The following is a 19,310-nucleotide window of genomic DNA, read 5'->3' as shown; positions in this document are numbered from 1 at the left end:
CACGTGCCGGGGTGGGTGGGCATTGGCAAGCAAAAGGCCCTTGTAGAAGAGACGCGGGAGATTGCTCGCGCGTATGCGCATACGCCGATGGCGATGGTGCAGCCGCGGCTGAAATCGGGTGGGCAGATGAGCGTATTTCAGCTGCATCTTGGCCGGTATTGGCATTATCCCAGCTACCGGTACGTGGACAATATGGAAGGCACGGTGGTGCCGCCGGTACCGGATAGCCTGCGGGAATTGGCCCCGGCGGCGCTGCGACAGGCGGCCCAGATTGCACCGGAGCTGGAACCATGGGTGGATAACTTCGTGCCGGAGATGGCGCTGGTGAATTATTATCCGCCCGGCTCGGCGATGGGCATGCACGTGGATGACTCTGAGGAATCGCCCGCACCCGTGATTTCGCTTTCGATTGGGGATGAGGCCCTCTTCCGCATAGGTCATACCGAAAATCGCACTAAGCCCTGGGACGATGTGACTTTGTGCTCGGGTGATTTGGTGGTCTTTGGCGGGCCGAAGCGCTTTGCCTACCACGGGGTCGTGCGGGTAAATGATGGCACGCTGCCGGAGGGATGCGAGCTGCAGGAAGGCAGAATCAATATCACCATCAGACAAGTTTCGGCGAGCGCGGTAGGCTAGGGCGGGTTACATAAAGGTTGAAGGAAAGAGGTTTTTCTTATGTCCCGAATTGGCATCATCATCGGCTCTACCCGCGATAAGGCGGCGGGCCAGGCAGTAGGCGAGTGGGTCAATGACCTCGCCCAAGGCCGCGAGAACGGTGTGGAGTACCAGCTGTTGGAGCTCAAGAAGTTCAATGTTCCCATCCTTACCAGCGAGGTTGTTCCGGGTGCGGCGAATAAGCAGTACGATGACGCCAACGTGCAGGAGTGGTCCAAGGCCGTCGATGCCTGCGATGGCTTTGTCTTCGTGACCCCGGAGTACAACCACTCCGTGCCTGGTCCGTTCAAGAATGCCTACGACTCGCTCGGCGCGGAATGGGCGGGCAAGCCGGTGGCCTTCGTGGGCTATGGCTCCGTCGGTGGCGTGCGCGCGGTCGAGGCATGGCGCAATGTCGTGGCTAACTTCTCCATGCCACAGCTGCGCAACCAGCTGGACTTTAATATCTTCACCGACTGGAACGATGGCGAATTCCGTCCCAGCGATGACTCCTACGAGCGCGCAAACTCCCTGCTTGCTGAGCTCGAGGACGCACTTTAAGTAAAAGGCCCTGCACCGCGCAGCGCGCTGCGTAGCATGGGGTGCATGAGTGAAAAGAAAGTAGCAGTAGTAACCGGCGCCTCTTCTGGCATTGGGGAGGCCACCGCGCGTTCTTTGGCCAAGGACGGCTGGCACGTTGTCGTGGGCGCGCGCCGCACAGACCGCCTGCAGCAGCTTGCCTCTGAGATCAGTGGCGAGGCCTATGAGCTGGACGTTACCTCCGATGTTTCTGTTTCCAAGTTCGTCTCCCACCTCGACCGCGTAGATCTTTTGGTCAATAACGCCGGCGGTGCCAAGGGCTTGGAGCCGCTGGTCGATACCTCCATCGAGGACTGGCAGTGGATGTACGAGACCAACGTGCTCGGCACCGTGCGCATGATTCAGGCGCTTATGCCCAAGTTAGAGCGGGTGCCAGATCTTTCCGGGCTAATTATTAACGTCGGTTCCATTGCTGGCTGGACCGTCTACGAAGGCGGTTCCGGCTATAACACCGCTAAGCACGGCGTGCGCGTGATTTCTCGCGCGCTGCGCCTAGAAAACCACGATGTGCGCGTTACCGAGATTGATCCTGGCCGCGTGGCCACGGACTTTTCCTTGGTGCGCTTCAAGGGCGATGAAAAGCGCGCGGCCAAGGTGTATGACGGCCAGCTCAACCTCGTGGCAGAAGACATTGCGGAGGCCATCCGCTGGGTCGCCGCCCAACCGGCCCACGTCAACGTGGATACGATGACCATTAAGCCGCGCACGCAAAGCTAAGGCCCCGCGGGGCTCTTAAAAAGAGCAGCGGCGGGGCGGGGCCTAGGCTTTATCTTCCTGCTTGAGCCTTATTGCAGGCCAAACTGATCCCATGCGGCAGGGGCCAGGTTCTGGTACACGTGCTTGTGCTCTTGGTATTCGGCAAGGCCGGTGGGGCCCAGCTCGCGGCCGTTGCCAGACTGCTTGTAGCCGCCCCATTCCGCCTGCGGCAGGTACGGGTGGAAATCATTGATCCAAATGGTGCCGTGGCGCAGGGCGCGGGCAACGCGCTCGGCGCGGCCGGCATCGGAGGTGTACACCGCGCCAGCCAGGCCATACTCGGTATCGTTCGCGATCTCGATGGCCTCTTCTTCGGTGGTGAAGGTCTCGATGGTCACGGTCGGGCCGAAGGCCTCATCGTGGACGCAGTCCATCTCGCGGGTAGCGCCATCGATAATCGTGGGCAGGTAGTACACGCCCTGGCCCAGGTCCGTGGTGCCGGTGCCGTGCTGGCCGGTGGTGTCCTCGCTGGTGGCGGCGCGGCCGCCGGTGAGGATCTTGGCGCCTTGTTCGCGGGCCTTGTCCACGTAGGCGGCTACCTTCTCGCGGTGATCGGCCGAAATGAGCGGACCGGTCTCGGCCTTGTCATCGGTGGGGCCACCGATCTTGATCTTCTCGGCGCGCTCGACCAGTGCGGCAACGAACTTATCGTGCAGGGACTCTTCCACCACGATGCGCGAGCCGGCGGAGCAGACCTGGCCGGAGTGGAAGAAGGCGCCGTTGAGCGCATTATCCACGGCGACGTCGAAGTTGGCATCAGCAAAGATAACGTTCGGGTTCTTGCCGCCGAGCTCTAGCGCCGTGCGCTTGACGGTTTCGGCCGCGTTCTTTGCAATCAGCTTGCCGGTAACGAGGCCGCCGGTGAAGGAGACCATGTCCACGTCGGGGTGCTGGGAGAGCGGATTGCCGCAGTTAGCGCCGGCGCCGGTGATGAGGTTGCCCACGCCATCCGGCAGGCCGCATTCCTTTAGCGCCGCCATGAGCAGCATCGCGGTGTGCGGGGTCAGTTCCGCTTGCTTGAGCACGAAGGTATTGCCGGCAGCAAGTGCTGGGCCAACCTTCCAGGACACCTGCAGCAGCGGGTAATTCCAGGGGGTAATCAGGCCGCAGACGCCCACCGGCTCGGCGTCGATGCGCGAGCGCAAATTGGGGTCTTGTGGGTCGACCACGCGGCCGGCTTGGTGCTGGGCCAGGGTGCCGAAGTACTCGAAAGCATTGGCAATATCGTCCATATCGCCCAGGGATTCCTCGTAGCGCTTGCCGGTATCCGCGGATTCGGCTTGGGCGAAAAGTTCCTTGTGCTCACGGATGAAATCCGCCAGGCGGATGACGATCTTGCCGCGCTCGGCGGACGGCGTTGCGGCCCACTCGCCCTTATCGAATGTTTCACGTGCAACCTGGATGGCACGCAGGGTATCTGCCTCGGATGCCTCGGAGACGACGCCGACGGTGGAGCCATCGGCAGGGCAGATAATGGTGCGGGTCTCGCCATCCTGGGCGGCCTCCCACTGGCCGTTGATGAAGAGCGACTTGGGGGCACCACCGGAGTGCACGCCATGGAGCAATTCGGTGGTCGTGGGATCGAACAAGGTGTTCTGGGTGCTCAAAGTGCAAGCAACCTTTCTTTAATTGAGGCGGTATCGCCTGCCAGTTTAACTATCTTCGCGCCAGGTGCGTTCCGGCTCAGCGCCATCGGAGACATCGGAATCGCCCGGCTGGCTTTGCTGCATGTAGAGGAATGCCAGGTGACGCTCGTACAGGTCCAGCACGTTATTGATGATCTGGTTTTCGGAATAGCCGTAGACGTCATAGCCCAGCGAACCGGTCATGTCGTAGACCTCCAGGCGGTAGTACTCGCCGTCGCCCTCGCAGAAGTCCGGTCGCTCCGCGGAAACCGGGAAGAGCTGGTAGCGGAATTGGCGCTCGTTGTGCAGCCGGACCTCGAGATCGAGCTGGGGCAATTCGGCATCGGGAAGCTCACTGGTGAGCAAGATGGCGTCGTAGCCGCGGGTGCGCATTTGCGTGGCCACCTGCTCGAGGGCGTAGGCGGCAGTTCCCCGCAGGTAGTCATCCATGTCCTGTTTGGTGGGGAAGGAGTTGGCTCGGTCCAGGCGGTTCTTCCACAGGTTGGAATCGCTCGGCTCGCGCTCGGTGCGGCTGCTGATGGCGCCGTGCAATGCGGTTTTCCGGGCCTCGCGCTGGACGATTTCCAGGCGCAGCGACTTCCACAGCGAGAACATGATGAGGTAGACCACGAACGCGAAGGGCAGGCCCATGACCACGGTCGCGGACTGCACGGTGGCAATGCCATCGAGCTGCAGCAATGCCAGGGTGAGCGCGCCGACGGTAATGGACCAGAAAATACGCAGCCACCGGGCGCCATCTTGCCGGTTATCCGTGATGCGGGAGGTGAAGTTGGACATGACCAGCGCACCGGAGTCGGCCGAGGTGATATACAGCAGCAGGCCGATGAAGGTGGTCAGGAAGATGACGATGGCGGAGCCAGGGAATTCCTGGAGCATGTCATAGAAACCCTGCTCCGGAACGTTGATGGCGTTTTCCGCAAATTCCGGATAGTCGCCGGAGCGCACCATATCCAGGGCGGTATTGCCAAAGAAGGACATCCACATCAGGATGAACAGGAAGGGGAAGGTCAGCGTGCCCAGGATGAACTGGCGCAGCGTGCGGCCGCGGGAAATGCGGGCCAGGAATAGGCCGACGAAGGTTGCCCAGGCAATCCACCAAGCCCAGAAGAAGAGGGTCCAAGACTGCATCCAGGTATCCACGCTGGCTTGGTCCTCAGCAAAGGCGAAGGTCTCTAGCGTCCAGGAGGGGAATTTGGAGACGTAATCACCGATATTGGTGACGATGGCATCAAAGAGGTAGGCGGTCTTGCCAAAGACCACGACGTAGACCATCAGCGCGATGGCCAGGTACACGTTGAGCTCAGAGAGGAAGCGAATGCCCTTATCCACGCCGGATACAGCCGATAGCGTCGCAATGACCACCGCGACAATGATGAGCGCCGATTGCAGCCCCAGCCCCTGCTCGATGCCAAAGATGAGGTGGAAGCCGTAGGACAGCTGCACCACGCCGATGCCCAGGGAGGCGGTGACGCCGAAGACGGTGCCCAGCATGGCGGCAATGTCCACGGCCGAACCAATGGGTCCGTGCACGCGCTTGCCGATGAGCGGGTACAGCGCCGAGCGAATAGCCAACGGCATATTCAGGCGGTAGGCGAAGTAACCAAAGGCCATGCCCATCAGCGCATAGAGTGCCCAGCCGGTAAGCCCGTAGTGGAACATGGCATAGACCACGGCCTCTTTGGCGGCTTCCATGGTTTCGCCATCGCCCACCGGCGGATCCATGTACATCGTGACCGGCTCGGCCACGGCGAAGAACATGAGGTCCACGCCGATGCCGGCGGCAAAGAGCATGGATACCCACGAGAAGGTATTGAATTTGGGCCGGGAGTGGTCCGGTCCCATGCGGATGCTGCCGGTATTGGAAAAGGCGATATAGAGGACAAAGACCACGGCGATGGTGGCGGTCAGGACGTAGAACCAGCCCAGGTTCGTGCCGATCCATCCGGTGACGCTGGCGAGGGTATTCGCTGCTGATTCCTGCCCGAAGCCCGCGTACAGCGCCATGGCGATGATGAGAACACCGGAAATGATAAAGACCGGCCAATTGGGTTTGGGCGCAGCCACCTCATCGGCGCCGACATCATCGCCGGTCTCAGCCTTGTAGCTGCCGACGATGGCGCGTACTTGGTTGCGCGGTTTATGACCCTTGTCCTCAGTTGGGTGAGTTTCCCCAGGGGAGTGAGCGAGAGAGGTGTCGGAATCCCCTGTGCGGGACTCTTCATGGTCGTGCGGACCACGGTTAGCCATCTACTTCTCCTAGTCTTGATCGATTAAGTGCCGAATCTTTCGCAAGAGTGCCCCACAGTCCCCCGAAAAGAGGGGTGAGAGATAGGTTGGTGGCATAAATCATATGCGAGCAATCTATGCGTAAAGACCCCGGATTTCATCTACTCAGATGCATACCCGAACACCGTAAATATACATTAATCTGGGAAAACGTCCACCAGGTGTGTATTCTGGGGTCGCCATTGTGTATAAATGAAAGCGGTTAAGTACAGATTTTTTGCGCACCATACAATGGATCTGCCGCAAATACGGCGAGAACTACGCGTGAGATGGCTCACAGAAGGAAGGGGATTTATGGGTATTGTGGACAAATTGACTAAGAAGCGCTCGACAAAAAAGGCCACGGATGAAGTCAGCGATGTGGTCGTCGTCGGCGGTGGCTCTGCAGGCTCCGTCATCGCGGCTCGCCTGACCGAGGACAAAGACACCCGCGTGCTCGTTCTTGAGGCCGGCCGCCCGGATTCCCTGTGGGACCTTTTCATCCATATGCCTTCTGGTTTCTCTTTCCCCATCGGGGCAAAGAACTATGACTGGATGTATGAATCCGATCCGGAACCGGAGATGAATGGTCGCCGCATCTACCACGCCCGTGGCAAGGTGCTCGGCGGTTCCTCTTCCATCAACGGCATGATCTACCAGCGCGGCAACCCCATGGACTACGAAAAGTGGGGCCAGAACCCGGGCATGGACAACTGGGACTTTGCCCACTGCTTGCCGTATTTCAACCGCATGGAAACCACCGCTGCCGCAGACGACGATGATCCGCGCCGCGGCCACGATGGCCCGCTCTACCTGTCCCGCGGTCCTGCTACCTCGCAGCTGTTCCAGGCGCTATTCAAGTCGGTACAAGAGGCTGGCTATAACCTAACCAATGACGTCAACGGTTACCGCCAGGAAGGCTTTGCCCCCTTCGATCGCAATATCAAGCACGGCAAGCGTTGGTCTGCTGCCCGCGCCTACCTGTACCCCAACCAGGACCGCGACAACCTCGAGGTGCGTACCCGCGCATTTACCACCAAGATCCTCTTTGAAGGCACCAAGGCAGTGGGCGTGGAATACGAGTGGCAGGGTGGCACCCACCGCGTCTTCGCAGACAAGATCGTCTTGTCCGCCGGTGCCATCAATACCCCGCAGCTGCTAGAGGTCTCTGGCGTGGGTGACCGTGAGATCTTGGAAAAGCACGGCATCGATGTGGTCAAGCACCTGCCAGGCGTGGGCGAGAACCTGCAGGACCACCTCGAGGTCTACATCCAGTACGAGACCACCAAGTCCACCGCTTCCTCCCAGCCTTACCTGGATAAGTGGCGTTGGCCGTTTATGGGCCTGCAGTGGCTGCTGACGAAGAAGGGCCCAGTGGCTACCTCGCACTTTGAGGGCGGCGGTTTCGTGCGCTCCAACGAGGATGAGGCCTACCCGAACTTGATGTTCCACTTCCTGCCCATGGCGGTGCGCTATGACGGCCAAAAGGCCGACGTTAAGCACGGCTTCCAGTGGCACGTCGGCCCGATGTTCTCCGATACCAAGGGCCACGTGCACATCAAGAGCTCCGATATCCGGCAAAAGCCCTCCATCCTCTTTAACTACCTGCGCACTGAGCAGGACCGCCGCGAATGGGTAGAAGCCGTCCGCGTCGCCCGCTCCTTGCTGGATACCAAGGCAATGGAGGAAGTTGGCGCCCGCGAGTTCAGCCCGGGCCCAGAGGTCCAGAGCGATGAGGAAATCTTGGAGTGGGTCCGCAATGACGGCGAGACCGCACTGCACCCATCCTGCACCGCCAAGATGGGCGATGAGTCCGATCCTATGGCCGTGGTTAACCCAGACACCATGGGCGTATGGGGCATCGATGGCCTGTATATTGCCGATGCTTCCGTATTCCCCTCGGTTCCCAACGGCAATATCTACTCCCCGACTATGATGGTGGGCGAGAAGGCTGCGGACCTTATTGCCGGCCGCACGCCGCTCGAGCCGAACCACGCCGAGTGGTACAAGGCTAAGCAGGATATGCCGCTCTACGCTGAGGGCGAAGCAGTCCGCGATCACAAGCACTCCATCCAGGGCGCTGACCACTAAGCACCCTCCCGCGGGATTGCTCTAGCGCCGCGTTTCCCATTGTGGGGCGCGGCGCTTTTGCTTGCCGACGTCCCCCTTTCCCCACCGCGCACCCCTCCGCCTGGCCAGAACCATGATTTAATCGCCGGGCAAGGAATCGGCCCCAATGGAATGAAGCTGGAATGAAGCGCCAGAGTAAAGGAGGTCAGTGATGCTCAGCATTATCGCTGTAGTCATTAGTATCGTTAGTATCGTTTTCGCCGTTGCCGTTATTAAGAAGCTCGATGACATCGATACGCACCTGAAGGAGCTGCTCGCCGCGCGCGAAGATGGCGAAACACCGCGTTAATCGTGCGGGTGGCTAAGGAGATGGTGAACGAATTTCGAATTAACCAACTGCAAAAGGCCCATACCGACCGTGAAATGGAATTTTCCTGCGATGTAGCTTGAAGGCTATGGCTTCGTAGACCTAAGTGGTTTCCAAGCAGCAGTTCCAGTACTTCGTACGTGGGGTAGCCAACACCGCCGACTTCAAGGAAGTATCATTCCCGGATACCAGCGAAAAGAGTTAGTCATTTGGCTATTAGAAAGCTTCGCTACGTGTGGTTCGACCCGTACGCAATGCCCGTGAGTGTCTAGCCCTTGAGGGAGAACCTGGTGTCAGTGTCGCTGGCCGCACCTACGCCGCCGTCATGTCCGCCGACACCCTGTTCATCACCATCCCCACAGGGGTGGGTGTGGACATTCACGTGAAGATTCTGGAGAATTTCGCCGCCCACGTCGCCCCCTCGTTGTTGGCAGCCGAACCGTGAAGGACCAGTCATCGCCTATCCCATCGACTAATTCTTGCAGGTCGCAGGACTTTCGCGTGACTGTTAGTTCAGCCCATTTTAAATAGTTCACCGAACACTGTATAGTTCAGCATATGCTGACTATTGCTTCGCGCCTCGACGTCATGAACCGGCTCGGCCGGGCCATGGCTGATCCGACGCGCTCCCGAATCCTGATAACCCTACTAGACGGTCCGAGCTACCCGGCTGTGCTCTCGCAAAGCTTGGATCTGACCCGCTCGAACGTTTCGAACCACCTGTCTTGCCTGCGCGATTGTGGCATTGTCGTCGCTGAGCCGGAGGGCCGTAAAACCCGCTACGAAATCGCCGATCCGCACCTCGCGGCAGCGCTCGAAGCGCTAGTCAACGCGACACTGGCCGTCGACGAGAATGCCCCCTGCATCGACACTGAGTGCTCGGTGCCCGGCTGCGGCGAGAAAGGAGCGGACGTATGAGTTCAGCATGTGGATGCGAACACGAACCCGCCACGGAGATCGACGAGCTCGATCGGCCATGGTGGAAGGACCCTGAGCTACTGCTGCCGATCTTCTCCGGCGTAGCCCTCATAACAGGACTGGCGCTGGACTGGTCCGACTTGGAGACGCCCGCGACGGTACTGTATTGGGTTGGGCTGCTGTTGGGCGCTTACACGTTCGCGCCTGGAGCGATCCGGAACCTTGTCATGAAGCGCAAGCTCGGCATTGGCTTGCTAATGACGATCAGCGCGGTCGGTGCGGTGATCCTCGGATTCGTCGGAGAGGCCGCGGCGCTAGCGTTCCTGTACTCGATCGCCGAGGCACTGGAAGACAAGGCGATGGACCGGGCCCAAGGCGGACTGCGGGCGCTGTTGAAGCTGGTACCGCAGACCGCGACGGTGCTGCGCGACGGCACAGCGGCCGAGGTCGTAGCGAAGGACCTCGAGGTTGGCGAGCTAATGCTCGTGCGCCCCGGGGAGCGGATCGCCACGGACGGCATCATTCGGTCCGGGCGCTCCAGCCTTGACACCTCAGCGATCACCGGAGAATCCATTCCGGAGGAGGTTGCGCCCGGCGACGAAGTGCCTGCGGGAGCGATCAACTCCGCCGGGGTGCTGGAGGTCGAGACGACCGCAGCTGGAACGGACAACTCGCTGACCACACTCGTGGACCTAGTCGAGCAAGCGCAGGCGGAAAAGGGCGACCGCGCCCGGATCGCCGACCGGATTGCCCAACCCCTAGTGCCCGGGGTGATGATCCTGGCGGTGCTGGTCGGCGTTATCGGCTCGCTGCTGGGCGACCCTGAGACGTGGATCACCCGTGCGCTGGTAGTCCTGGTCGCAGCGTCGCCGTGCGCGCTGGCAATCTCCGTGCCGCTGACGGTCGTGGCCGCGATCGGCGCGGCCAGCCAGTTCGGAGTGGTTATCAAGTCCGGCGCGGCGTTCGAGCGACTCGGCGGCATCCGTCACCTGGCAGTGGACAAAACCGGAACCCTTACCCGCAATCAGCCTGAGGTTACCGGAGTGGTCCCGGCAGACGGATTCGATCGGCCGCAGGTGCTTTCCTTCGCGGCAGCAGTTGAGCAGCAATCGACACACCCCCTCGCTGCGGCGATCGCGGCAGCGGGGCCCGAAGCGCCCACCGCCTCGGACATCAGCGAGGAAGCTGGGCATGGCATCGGCGGCACCGTCGAAGGCCGACGGGTGCTGGTGGGCAGCCCCCGATGGATCGACGCCGGGCCACTGAAAGCAGACGTTGAGCGCATGGAGTCCGAGGGCCAGACCTGCGTCCTGGTCACCGTCGATGACGCTCTCGCCGGGGCGATCGGGGTCCGTGACGAGTTGCGGCCCGAGGTGCCCGAAGCCGTGCAGGCCCTGCACGCCAACGACGTGGAAGTAAGCATGCTCACCGGCGACAACTCTCGCACCGCCCGGGCGCTGGCTGGAATCGCCGGAATCGACGACGTGCGCGCCGAGCTGCGCCCTGAGGACAAAGCAAGCATCGTCGCCGAATTCTCCTCCAAGACGCCGACGGCGATGATCGGCGACGGCATCAACGACGCGCCGGCACTGGCGGGTGCGACGGTGGGCATAGCGATGGGAGCGACCGGCTCTGACGCCGCGATCGAGTCCGCTGACGTCGCCTTCACCGGCCACGACCTCCGGCTAATCCCGAAGGCGCTGCAGCACGCCCGCCGAGGAAGCAGGATCATCAACCAGAACATCGTGCTGTCTCTGGCCATCATCATCGTGTTGATGCCACTGGCGATCAGCGGCGTGCTGGGCCTGGCCGCCGTCGTGTTGGTTCACGAGGTCGCCGAAGTGATCGTGATCTTGAACGGCCTGCGGGCTGCGCAAGCGAAGCGCTGAGGCTGTGACCGGCAAGTCTCATAAGGGTTAAACCACACGCCGAGCGGACACACCTTGGGCCAGGAACGTCATTCGAGTTCACGGTCCGTCTCCGTGGAATTGGGATCGTACCCGGTAGCCTGTCCGTTCTCGGTGCGTGTGGGCACGGGGGCTGTGGGCGAGCCACCACCCGGCACGTGCCCCAGCCGGTCAAGGGCCCCCGAGCGCTCGGCGTCTCCAGTGCAGATCGTGGAAGGATCGAACTTGCTCAGGGACCAAGCGTCACTGCGAGACTCTTTTCGTCCCGCAACTTGAATAGTTCAGCGGCCTTGATGCCACGGACATCTATTCAGAGTGCTGCCGAGTCTCATCGACACAGCCCGCGACTACCTGGGCAGTGTGTTTGACAAAAGACCCCACCCTCATCAGCGTTGAGTCAAGTCCCGTGTAGTGGTGTAGCCGTTTGTGCTTTCGGCTCGATATGAAGTTCGGGGTTTGGTTAGGCGGTTAGCTGGTGGTGGTCGTCACGATGTTCTTCTGGGTGGTGCATGAGGTGTTTGGTGTGTTCGAGTGCGGTCAGTGACATGTAGCGTTTTTGTTGGATCCAATCGTCGTGTTGCTCGGCTAGGACCGCACCGACAAGCCGGATGATGGATTCACGGTTTGGGAAGATGCCGACGACGTCGGTGCGCCGGCGGATCTCTCGGTTTAACCGTTCTGTGGGGTTGTTTGACCACACCTTCGTCCAGACTGGTTTCGGAGCTGCGGTAAACGCCAGTACTTCATCGAGTGATTCCTCCAAATACGCCGCGACGTGAGGGAATTTCGGCTCCAGCAGGTCGACGACTTCGCGGGCTTGTGCCCAGGTGGATGTGGCGTCAGGTTGCTGGAAGATCGTCTGGAACATCGCAGAGACCATCGGCCACCTGTGTTTTCGGGACCTTTTCGTAGAGGTTCTTCGCGAAATGGGTGCGGCACCGCTGCCACGACGCATTGGGCAGCACTTCGGAAATGGCGTGCTGGATGCCTTCGTGGGCATCACTGGTGATAAGGAATACCCCGGTAAGTCCGCGGGCTTTTAAGTCCTGGAAGAAGCCTTTCCACGACGCGTTGGATTCCGCGGTGGCGACGTGCATGCCGAGCATTTCGCGGTACCCGTCGGCGTTGACTCCGGTGGCAAGCAGCACTGAACATTTGACCACCCGGCCGCCTTCACGGACTTTGATCGTGAGCGCGTCGCACGACACAAAGGCGTACCCGCCGGGGTCTAGTGGGCGATTTTTGAAGTCTGCGACCATGTCGTCAAGTTCTTCTGACATGCGTGAGACTTGCGATTTCGACATGCTGGAAATCCCAAGTGTTGCCACCAGATCATTCATCCTGCGGGTGGAAACCCCTTTGAGGTAGCACGTGGCGATCACAGTCGATAAGGCCCGTTCTGTACGCGTACGGCGCTCTAACAGCCAGTCTGGGAAGAACGCACCGTGGCGCAGTTTCGGCACCGCCACGTCGATCGTGCCGACACGGGTGTCAAGGTCGCGGTGGCGATACCCGTTGCGGTGGTTGACCCGCTCGGTGGAGACAACTCCGTATTCGGCGCCGCAGACGGTGTCAGCCTGGGCGGAGAGGATCTGGTTGATAAACCCTTGCAGCATCTGGCGCATCAAATCCGGAGATGCTTGGGCGAGCAGATCATCCAGATAGGCTGTCGGGTCGATAGAATGCGGTGCAGCGGTCATCGTCATAGGCCTTTCGGTGAGATGTGGTAGTTGAGTCGAAAGGTTAACTGGCGGTGGCCGCCCACTACTTTCCGGGGCCCACCATCAGCAAGCGTTACACCACACTAGTGGACGTAACCGTTCCGTAGCCTCCGATGCGGTTAACTCACGCGAAATCTTGAACACATCGGACAAGGAAGTAGCAAACCCCGTAGCGTTAAAGGTTCCGAAAGTCCCAACTTCTGCAGACTCAACTATCCAGCCTGCAAGGTCTTTCACATCAATCATAGCGACGGGAAACGCCGGGTCTGGGACGATCACGTTCTCACCCGTGGGATGCGCGAAGCGCCACGGATAGTAACCACTGCGCCCTGTTTCGTCGCCGTAGCCGGCGATCAGACCGGATCGAACTACCATTACCGACCGATTTGTGCTGCGATAAATCGTTTCGCAAGCAGACTTTGCGGCTGGGTACTGCCCCATGTTCTTCATGTAGTCAATTTCAAGCGGAGCGACTACGGAATCAGACTCAGAAGAAATACTTCCCTGATCCTCATATACGCTGCTCGAGGACACAAATATACGATGCTTGGCCTCGAGTTTCGCCGCCGCATCCCGCGCATGCTTCGGCTGACTCGTCAGATCCACAATGGTGTCCCACGTTTTCCCCGCAACCTCATCGTACGCACCGTCACGGTCACGGTCCGAACTCACAAAGTCAGTTCCGTTGGGAACCTTCCCGTTACCCCTTGCAAGGCAAGTAACTTCATGTCCTCGCTCGACTGCTGCAGTCGCTATGTGTCCTCCAAGGAAACCGGTACCACCGAGCAATAAAAAGTTCATGTCACTAGTTGTGCACGAAACCTTCTCACACGTGAAGTGTCCCAGGTTTTGTTCCGTTTGAGTAGATGGGAAAATCTGGAATATGCCAAGAAAATTTGACCAAGATGCGAAGGACCGTGTGGTCCGTCTTGTAGAGGATCGTATCTTGGCGGAAAACATGTCGATGCGCCCCGCGTGCCAGGCAGTAGCTGCAAAGTTGGGGTTTCATGGCACACGGCTCGTCAATGGACTTAAGCCTGCCCGCCGCGTGGGAAACACCCCAGAACCTGTGCCTGAAGATTTGGCCGCCGAAAACGCGTGGCTACGCCGTGAAAATCACCAGCTTCGAGATACCAATGAGTTGCTGAAGGCTGCGTCAGCTTTTTCGCCTCACGACCAGGCCCCAAGCCTCGGTTATGATCCGGTTCATCGATAAATATCGCAATCATTTCTCTGTCGAGTTCATCTGCACTGGCGTTAAAAGAATAGCCGGGCTGGTGGGTTCATCACCGCGCGTGGTTATCGCCAGTCCAAAGCCCGAGGGCTAAGTGCTCGTCGCCTTCGTGACGGTTGTGCTGATTGAACGCATTGGTGCCATTCATCGGGATAATGACGGTGTCTTAAGCGTGCGGAAAATGTGGCATGCGCTTGACCGTGACGGAATCGATATCGGCCGTGAGCAAACCGCCCGGCTGATGCGCCTGGCTGGTGTTTCTGGCAAAGGCAAAGGCGGATCACCAATCACAACCCGTACACCTCAACGTGCCGGATCTGCGCCCGGATTTGGTCGAGCGTGAGTTCAAAGCCCAGGGCCTTAAACAAGCTGTGGGTGGCCGACATTACCTACGTGCGTACGAAGAAAGGCTTTGTGTACACCGCGTTTGTCACTGACGTTTACTCCCGACGGATCGTCGGATGGGCATTATCGGACTCGATGCGCACTTCAGGCATTACCGCTGCAAGCACTCAACCAAGCGACCCAAGTGTGCGAGGGAAACAACAGGTCTTATTCACCATTCGGATCACGGCTTATAGTACGTCAGCATTGTCTACAACGAGCGCCTTTCCCAACACGGGATCACTGCTTCTACTGGGACAGTTGGCGACTCCTATGACAATGCTCTAGCTGAAAACGTTAACGGCTCCTACAAGAGGCGAGCTGATCCATACTCGCAGGTGGAATGACGTTATCGAGGTAGAAATCGCCACATTTGAGTGGGTGTCATGGTGGAACGAGGTAAGGCTCCACCAAAGCCTGGGATATCGAACCCCGGCCGAGGCGGAAACCGAATTGTGGAAAAAGAACCCGCAACAGGGAATAATAGAAATCAAGGCAAATGCCTAGGAACAAAACTCGGGACACTTCACTACTATTATTTACAGACTGAAACCTCTATCTGGTACAAGGATCTAGTTCATGACCATTTCCTCACTTCTTACCCTGATGGGGATTTGGCTCGCGGCTTTGGTGTCTCCGGGCCCGGATATCGTGCAGGTCATCCGCGTGGCCCCACGATCCACGCGCGCCGGGCTATTGTGCGCGGTGGGGGTATTTAGCGGGACGGTCTTTTGGATTGTCGCCTCCCTGGCCGGGTTATCGGCGCTAATTACGGCGCGGCCGGGCGTGCTGAGCATCTTGCAATTGCTCGGTGGGCTTTTCTTGCTGTACATGGGCGTATCGTCCCTGCGCAGTGGGTTAGCCGCGCGGCGCGCACCCGCCCGCGAGGTGGACACGGAAGACTATGCGGACCAGGCGCGGGCGGCTGGCGATGCCGATGTCGAAGACAAGACCAACTGGCGGGCCTTCAAGCTGGGGTTAGTGACTAACCTGTCGAACCCCAAGGCTTTGGTGTTTTTCGGTGCGGTATTCGCCCAATTCATCCGCCCAGATATGTCCGTGGGGTGGACTATCGCGGTGGCGTTAATCCTCGCGGCCATGTCCTTCGCGTGGTTTTCCGCCTTTGCGCTGCTCGTGCGCGCGGCCGCGCGGTGGACGGCGCGGTATTCCGCCGGCATCGATATGGTCTCAGGCCTCGTCTTTGGCCTGCTCGGTGTGGTGATGGCCGGGGAGGGCGCCACCGCGCTGCTGAAGTCACAGTAGTTACCTGTTTCGCTGCAGGTGAGACACTTCCTACAGTTGAATGCGTTAGTAAAAATGCATACGAATGTGGAGGTGTTAGGTGGCTATAGGCGCCCTTATGACCCTGATGGGTATATGGTTCGCGGCCATGGCTTCGCCGGGGCCAGATGTGGTTCAGATTATCCGCCTAGGTGCGCGTTCCACCCGCGCGGCAGTGTGGGTGGCCATTGGCAGCACGACAGGCCTTGCCCTCTGGACCATCGCGTCGCTCGCCGGGCTTTCGGCATTGATCTCTACGCATGAGGGCATCCTGGTGCTCCTGCAGGTCCTAGGCGGCAGCTATCTGCTGTGGATGGCCTATAGCGCGATTTCCTCCGGCCTGCGGGAACGGCGCGCACCCGCCACCGTCGTGGGCACGGAAAAGCAGGCACCCCAACCGCGCGGATTCACCCCGGACGGCATCATCAAGGCAAAGACGGCCTACCGCATGGGGTTGGTCTGCGATCTTTCCAACCCCAAGGTGGTCATCTTCTTCGGCGCCATCTTTGCCAATTTCATCGACCCAGGAATGGGCGTGGGCGGAAACGTCGTCGTCGCCGCGGTACTGGTACTGGAAAGCTTGGTGCTCTTCGTCGGCGTCGGCTTGAGCACGCGCGCGGTATCGAAGTGGATGGCCAAGAACTCGGCGTGGGTGGACATCGTCAGTGGCATCGTCTTCCTGCTCCTCGGCGTGGTTATCCTCTTTGAAGGCATCCGCGGGCTTATTGCGATGTAGCCTGAAGTTATGATTTTTACTACCACAAATACCGTCGACGGTTATGAAATCACCAAATACCTGCGCATCATCGCTGGTGAGACTGTTACCGGCATCAATATGCTCAAAGACTTTGGGGCATCGATACGCAATATCACCGGTGGTCGCGCCTCTGGCTATGAAAGCGAAGCCATCAAGGCCCGCGAGGCGGCGCTGGATGAATTGTGGCGCCGCGGCCAGGAATTGGGCGCTGATGGCGTGGTGGGCATCGCCTTCGACTATTCCCCAATGGGCACCAATAATGACATGCTGTTGGTCACCGCCACGGGCACGGCGGTCTCCCTGCGCGCGCGTGACTAAGCCTGTCCACCCCCACCCATAGCCGCGCGGCAACGGGCTCTGGGTAAGCTGGGCGGCATGCTTGAGGTTGCAATTTCTGGCGAGTCCATCAAATTGGGCCAGTTTATTAAACTGGCCAGCTTGGTCGGCACCGGTGGTGAAGCCAAGGAACTTATCGCAGAAGGCGCGGTCACGGTCAACGGTGACACCGAGACCCGCCGCGGCGCCACGCTGCAGATTGGCGATGAGGTGTGCATCGAAGGCACCTGCGCGCGCGTAGGCGAGCCTGACGATGACGATGACTATTTTGATGAAGCCACCGCAGATGATGACTTTGATCCGGAAAAGTGGAGGAATCTATAAATGCCCGCATTTGAAGCCGAAGTAGGCATGCCCTACTGGATCGATCTGACCACCTCGGATCCGCGCAAGTCCGCCCACTTTTATGAGCAGGTCTTGGGCTGGGAAATCTCGGCCGAGACCCAGGAGGACAACCCCTATCAGATGGCGCGCCTGCAAGGCCTTCCCATCGCCGGCCTCATCCCGCAGCCGGAGGAAGCCCCCATGCCGGATACCTGGGTGACCTATTTCCTCTCCAAGGACATCGACGGCGATTGCCAGCGCACGGAGAACCTCGGCGGGCGCATCTTGGCCTCGCCCCAGCCCGTGCAGCTGGGCCACATGGCCCTGCTTGCCGATGCCGCCGGTGGCATGTTCGGCCTCATCCAGCCTTCCGGCCCGGAGCACTTCGTTGCCGGTGGCGAACCCGGCACCCCGGTATGGCACGAGCTGACCGCCACAACGCGATTCCAGCAGGCCATGGACTTTTATGGCGAGCTATTCAACTGGGAAATTCGCGCTATGGAGTCCGAGGACGAGAATTTCATTTACGCCACCGCGGAAGAGGACGGCGCCCCGTTCGCGGGCTTGTGGAATGCCGAAGGCCAGTTCCCACCCCAGGTGCCAAGCTTCTGGCAGACCTACCTAGGGGTGCGCAATATCGATGCCGCCGCCAAGAAAGCGGTAGAGCTCGGCGGTGAAATCATCCGTGAACCGTGGGATTCCCCCTTTGGCCGCATGTGCTTGCTCGCGGATTCCACCGGGGCCACCATCACCCTGACTGAGGTAGAAGATGCGCCCGAGGATGAACCCACCGAATCCGATGACGTGCTCAACCCCACCAGGGACTAAGCGCGGGGAGAGAGGCGTTTATGTCAGACTCCTCTGATTTGGCACAGCGCGTGCTAGCCATCGTGGCCGTCATCCCGCCCGGCAATGTGTCCTCCTACGGGGAGGTGGCAAAACTCGCCGGGTGCGGGGCCCGCAACGTCGGCACCGTCATGAATAGGCACGGTGGTAATGCCGCTTGGTGGCGCGTGGTCCGCGCCAATGGCGCCTCCCACGATCCTGTTCGCGCGGGAGAATACTGGGACCGCGAGGGCATCGAGCATTCCCACGGGCGCGTCGCCATGCATAAGCACGGCATGGACGCGCGGGACCTAGAAGTATTGCTGCAATAGATAGTACAATAAGGGAACTTTTTGCACTTATAGCCTGCGACGATGTAGAACCCCGGCTACGCTATATGCGTTATGAAAAAGCTGGCAATAAGTTCTCTCGTTACCGCACTTTCCTTCGTGACCATTCCTGCTGCCCAAGCGGTCAGCCTTGATCCCCATTCCGTGCCTGATCGTACGCAAATCACCGTTAGGCACGATTCTGGCGCTACCGTCTCTACCGCCAATAGCCACGAGTCCCGCCCGGCGCTGTCCTTGAGCAAGCTCTACCTGGGATATTGGGTGCTCAAGTATGGTTCTGCCGCCGATAAGGCCAAAGTGGAGCATATGATTCGCTACAGCGACGATAGCGTGGCCAGCGACTTGGATCGACGTTACCCGCAGGCCATTCCCAGCATCATCCAGGAATTTGGGCTGAGTGAGACTCACTACACCGGCTACTGGGGAACCATGCAGACCTCAACCGAAGATGTCGCGCGGTTTACTGCTGAGATCCAGCACGATCCCATCGCGGCGCCCATTTTCGCGGGAATGGCTACCGCAGCTCCCGTTGCTGCGGATGGGTACCGACAGGATTTCGGCACCGATCACATTCCCGGAGTATGGGGCACCAAATTCGGCTGGTCTGATGATCGCACCATCCACGCCTCCGTATCTACTGGGCATGGGTTTACCGTAGCCGCCAACACGTACGGCGATGCGCAGACCCATACCGCGGATGTCACGCGCGGTGTCAACAATGCCCCAGTTGGCGGATCCAGTGAGGCCATCGGCGCGCGCATTGAAAACGACCTCAACCTGCAAGGACCTGCGCAGCAGGCGCTTCGCGATGCCACCCGCACCGCGGCCGACCTTGAGCGCCAAGCGTGCGCAAACGTTAATCAAGCCCTAGCACAGGTAAGCCAAGTTCGGGTGTGCCAATAAGCGCCGAGGGAC

General features: G+C 59.7%; 22 protein-coding genes and 1 pseudogene. 19 read left to right on the top strand and 4 right to left on the bottom strand.

The window, feature by feature from the left end; all coding sequences use genetic code 11:
• The 3 genes from ABRP64_RS09650 to ABRP64_RS09640 form a co-directional block, all read left to right on the top strand.
• Positions 1-636, top strand: a 636-nt coding sequence (locus tag ABRP64_RS09650) for an alpha-ketoglutarate-dependent dioxygenase AlkB (RefSeq protein WP_349866289.1), incomplete at its 5' end; no start/stop codon positions are given.
• Between the two features lie 39 nt (positions 637-675).
• A complete protein-coding gene (locus ABRP64_RS09645) occupies positions 676-1,215 on the top strand; it encodes an NADPH-dependent FMN reductase (protein ID WP_005280576.1) in 540 nt (179 codons plus the stop codon).
• Positions 1,216-1,251: 36 nt separating this feature from the next.
• Positions 1,252-1,971 carry an SDR family oxidoreductase gene (locus tag ABRP64_RS09640; protein ID WP_023016473.1) on the top strand — a complete coding sequence of 240 codons (720 nt, stop codon included), beginning with the start codon at positions 1,252-1,254 and terminating at the stop codon, positions 1,969-1,971.
• Between the two features lie 68 nt (positions 1,972-2,039).
• On the opposite strand, the gene ABRP64_RS09635 is transcribed toward ABRP64_RS09640, so the two are convergent.
• A complete protein-coding gene (locus ABRP64_RS09635; RefSeq protein WP_284771128.1) occupies positions 2,040-3,617 on the bottom strand; it encodes an aldehyde dehydrogenase family protein in 1,578 nt (525 codons plus the stop codon).
• Positions 3,618-3,662: 45 nt separating this feature from the next.
• Positions 3,663-5,903: a choline BCCT transporter BetT gene (gene betT / locus ABRP64_RS09630; RefSeq protein ID WP_284854063.1), complete on the bottom strand. Its 2,241-nt coding sequence runs from the start codon at positions 5,901-5,903 to the stop codon at positions 3,663-3,665.
• A gap of 333 nt (positions 5,904-6,236) precedes the next feature.
• Here betT and betA point away from each other — a divergent pair, with 333 nt between their 5' ends.
• The 5 genes from betA (at position 6,237) to ABRP64_RS09605 (ending at position 11,165) form a co-directional block, all read left to right on the top strand.
• Positions 6,237-8,012, top strand: coding sequence for a choline dehydrogenase (gene betA, locus ABRP64_RS09625; protein ID WP_349866286.1), 1,776 nt, complete (start codon positions 6,237-6,239; stop codon positions 8,010-8,012).
• Positions 8,013-8,202: 190 nt separating this feature from the next.
• On the top strand, positions 8,203-8,340 hold the full coding sequence (locus ABRP64_RS09620) for a chemotaxis protein (RefSeq protein WP_349866285.1): 138 nt from the start codon (positions 8,203-8,205) through the stop codon (positions 8,338-8,340).
• A 253-nt stretch (positions 8,341-8,593) separates the two neighbouring features.
• Complete coding sequence (locus ABRP64_RS11705) at positions 8,594-8,803, top strand: hypothetical protein (RefSeq protein ID WP_410757344.1); 210 nt, start codon at positions 8,594-8,596, stop codon at positions 8,801-8,803.
• Positions 8,804-8,916: 113 nt separating this feature from the next.
• On the top strand, positions 8,917-9,276 hold the full coding sequence (cmtR, locus tag ABRP64_RS09610) for a Cd(II)/Pb(II)-sensing metalloregulatory transcriptional regulator CmtR (protein ID WP_023016478.1): 360 nt from the start codon (positions 8,917-8,919) through the stop codon (positions 9,274-9,276).
• A complete protein-coding gene (locus ABRP64_RS09605; RefSeq protein WP_005280600.1) occupies positions 9,273-11,165 on the top strand; it encodes a heavy metal translocating P-type ATPase in 1,893 nt (630 codons plus the stop codon). Before cmtR ends, ABRP64_RS09605 begins: the two co-directional genes overlap by 4 nt.
• Positions 11,166-11,643: 478 nt before the next feature.
• Here the strand turns inward: ABRP64_RS09605 and ABRP64_RS09600 are convergent.
• Positions 11,644-12,883: pseudogene (locus tag ABRP64_RS09600) on the bottom strand (IS256-like element IS3506 family transposase).
• Between the two features lie 84 nt (positions 12,884-12,967).
• Positions 12,968-13,705, bottom strand: coding sequence for an NAD-dependent epimerase/dehydratase family protein (locus ABRP64_RS09595; protein WP_232018321.1), 738 nt, complete (start codon positions 13,703-13,705; stop codon positions 12,968-12,970).
• An 82-nt stretch (positions 13,706-13,787) separates the two neighbouring features.
• Between ABRP64_RS09595 and ABRP64_RS09590 the strand changes: the two genes are divergently transcribed.
• From ABRP64_RS09590 to ABRP64_RS09540, 11 genes are all read left to right on the top strand, one after another.
• Positions 13,788-14,120: a transposase gene (locus ABRP64_RS09590; RefSeq protein WP_349866283.1), complete on the top strand. Its 333-nt coding sequence runs from the start codon at positions 13,788-13,790 to the stop codon at positions 14,118-14,120.
• 112 nt (positions 14,121-14,232) lie between these two features.
• Complete coding sequence (locus tag ABRP64_RS09585; protein ID WP_349866281.1) at positions 14,233-14,481, top strand: IS3 family transposase; 249 nt, start codon at positions 14,233-14,235, stop codon at positions 14,479-14,481.
• Positions 14,478-14,810, top strand: coding sequence for a DDE-type integrase/transposase/recombinase (locus ABRP64_RS09580; RefSeq protein WP_349866279.1), 333 nt, complete (start codon positions 14,478-14,480; stop codon positions 14,808-14,810). Before ABRP64_RS09585 ends, ABRP64_RS09580 begins: the two co-directional genes overlap by 4 nt.
• Positions 14,811-15,029, top strand: coding sequence for an integrase core domain-containing protein (locus tag ABRP64_RS09575; protein ID WP_349866292.1), 219 nt, complete (start codon positions 14,811-14,813; stop codon positions 15,027-15,029).
• Positions 15,030-15,101: 72 nt separating this feature from the next.
• Complete coding sequence (locus tag ABRP64_RS09570) at positions 15,102-15,785, top strand: LysE family translocator (protein ID WP_349866277.1); 684 nt, start codon at positions 15,102-15,104, stop codon at positions 15,783-15,785.
• Between the two features lie 97 nt (positions 15,786-15,882).
• Entirely contained in the window at positions 15,883-16,539 is a 657-nt protein-coding gene (locus tag ABRP64_RS09565; protein WP_349866275.1) for a LysE family translocator, read from the top strand.
• 9 nt (positions 16,540-16,548) lie between these two features.
• Positions 16,549-16,878, top strand: coding sequence for a YbjQ family protein (locus ABRP64_RS09560; RefSeq protein WP_005276253.1), 330 nt, complete (start codon positions 16,549-16,551; stop codon positions 16,876-16,878).
• Positions 16,879-16,935: 57 nt separating this feature from the next.
• The gene (locus ABRP64_RS09555; RefSeq protein WP_023016489.1) at positions 16,936-17,220 is read left to right on the top strand and encodes an RNA-binding S4 domain-containing protein; all 285 of its coding nucleotides are present in this window, start codon (positions 16,936-16,938) and stop codon (positions 17,218-17,220) included.
• Positions 17,221-18,048 (top strand): VOC family protein, encoded by an 828-nt coding sequence (locus ABRP64_RS09550; RefSeq protein ID WP_284852354.1) that lies wholly within the window; start codon positions 17,221-17,223, stop codon positions 18,046-18,048. It begins immediately after the preceding gene.
• Positions 18,049-18,068: 20 nt separating this feature from the next.
• Positions 18,069-18,377: an MGMT family protein gene (locus ABRP64_RS09545; RefSeq protein ID WP_296090118.1), complete on the top strand. Its 309-nt coding sequence runs from the start codon at positions 18,069-18,071 to the stop codon at positions 18,375-18,377.
• A 72-nt stretch (positions 18,378-18,449) separates the two neighbouring features.
• Positions 18,450-19,298, top strand: coding sequence for a hypothetical protein (locus ABRP64_RS09540; RefSeq protein ID WP_349866273.1), 849 nt, complete (start codon positions 18,450-18,452; stop codon positions 19,296-19,298).
• The last annotated feature ends 12 nt before the right edge of the window (positions 19,299-19,310 follow it).

Origin of the sequence: Corynebacterium sp. KPL4015 (assembly GCF_040225725.1) — a bacterium.
GTDB lineage: Bacteria > Actinomycetota > Actinomycetes > Mycobacteriales > Mycobacteriaceae > Corynebacterium > Corynebacterium rhinophilum.
The sequence above is the reverse complement of the archived record's forward strand: the minus strand, read 5'-3'. Positions and strand labels throughout refer to the sequence as shown.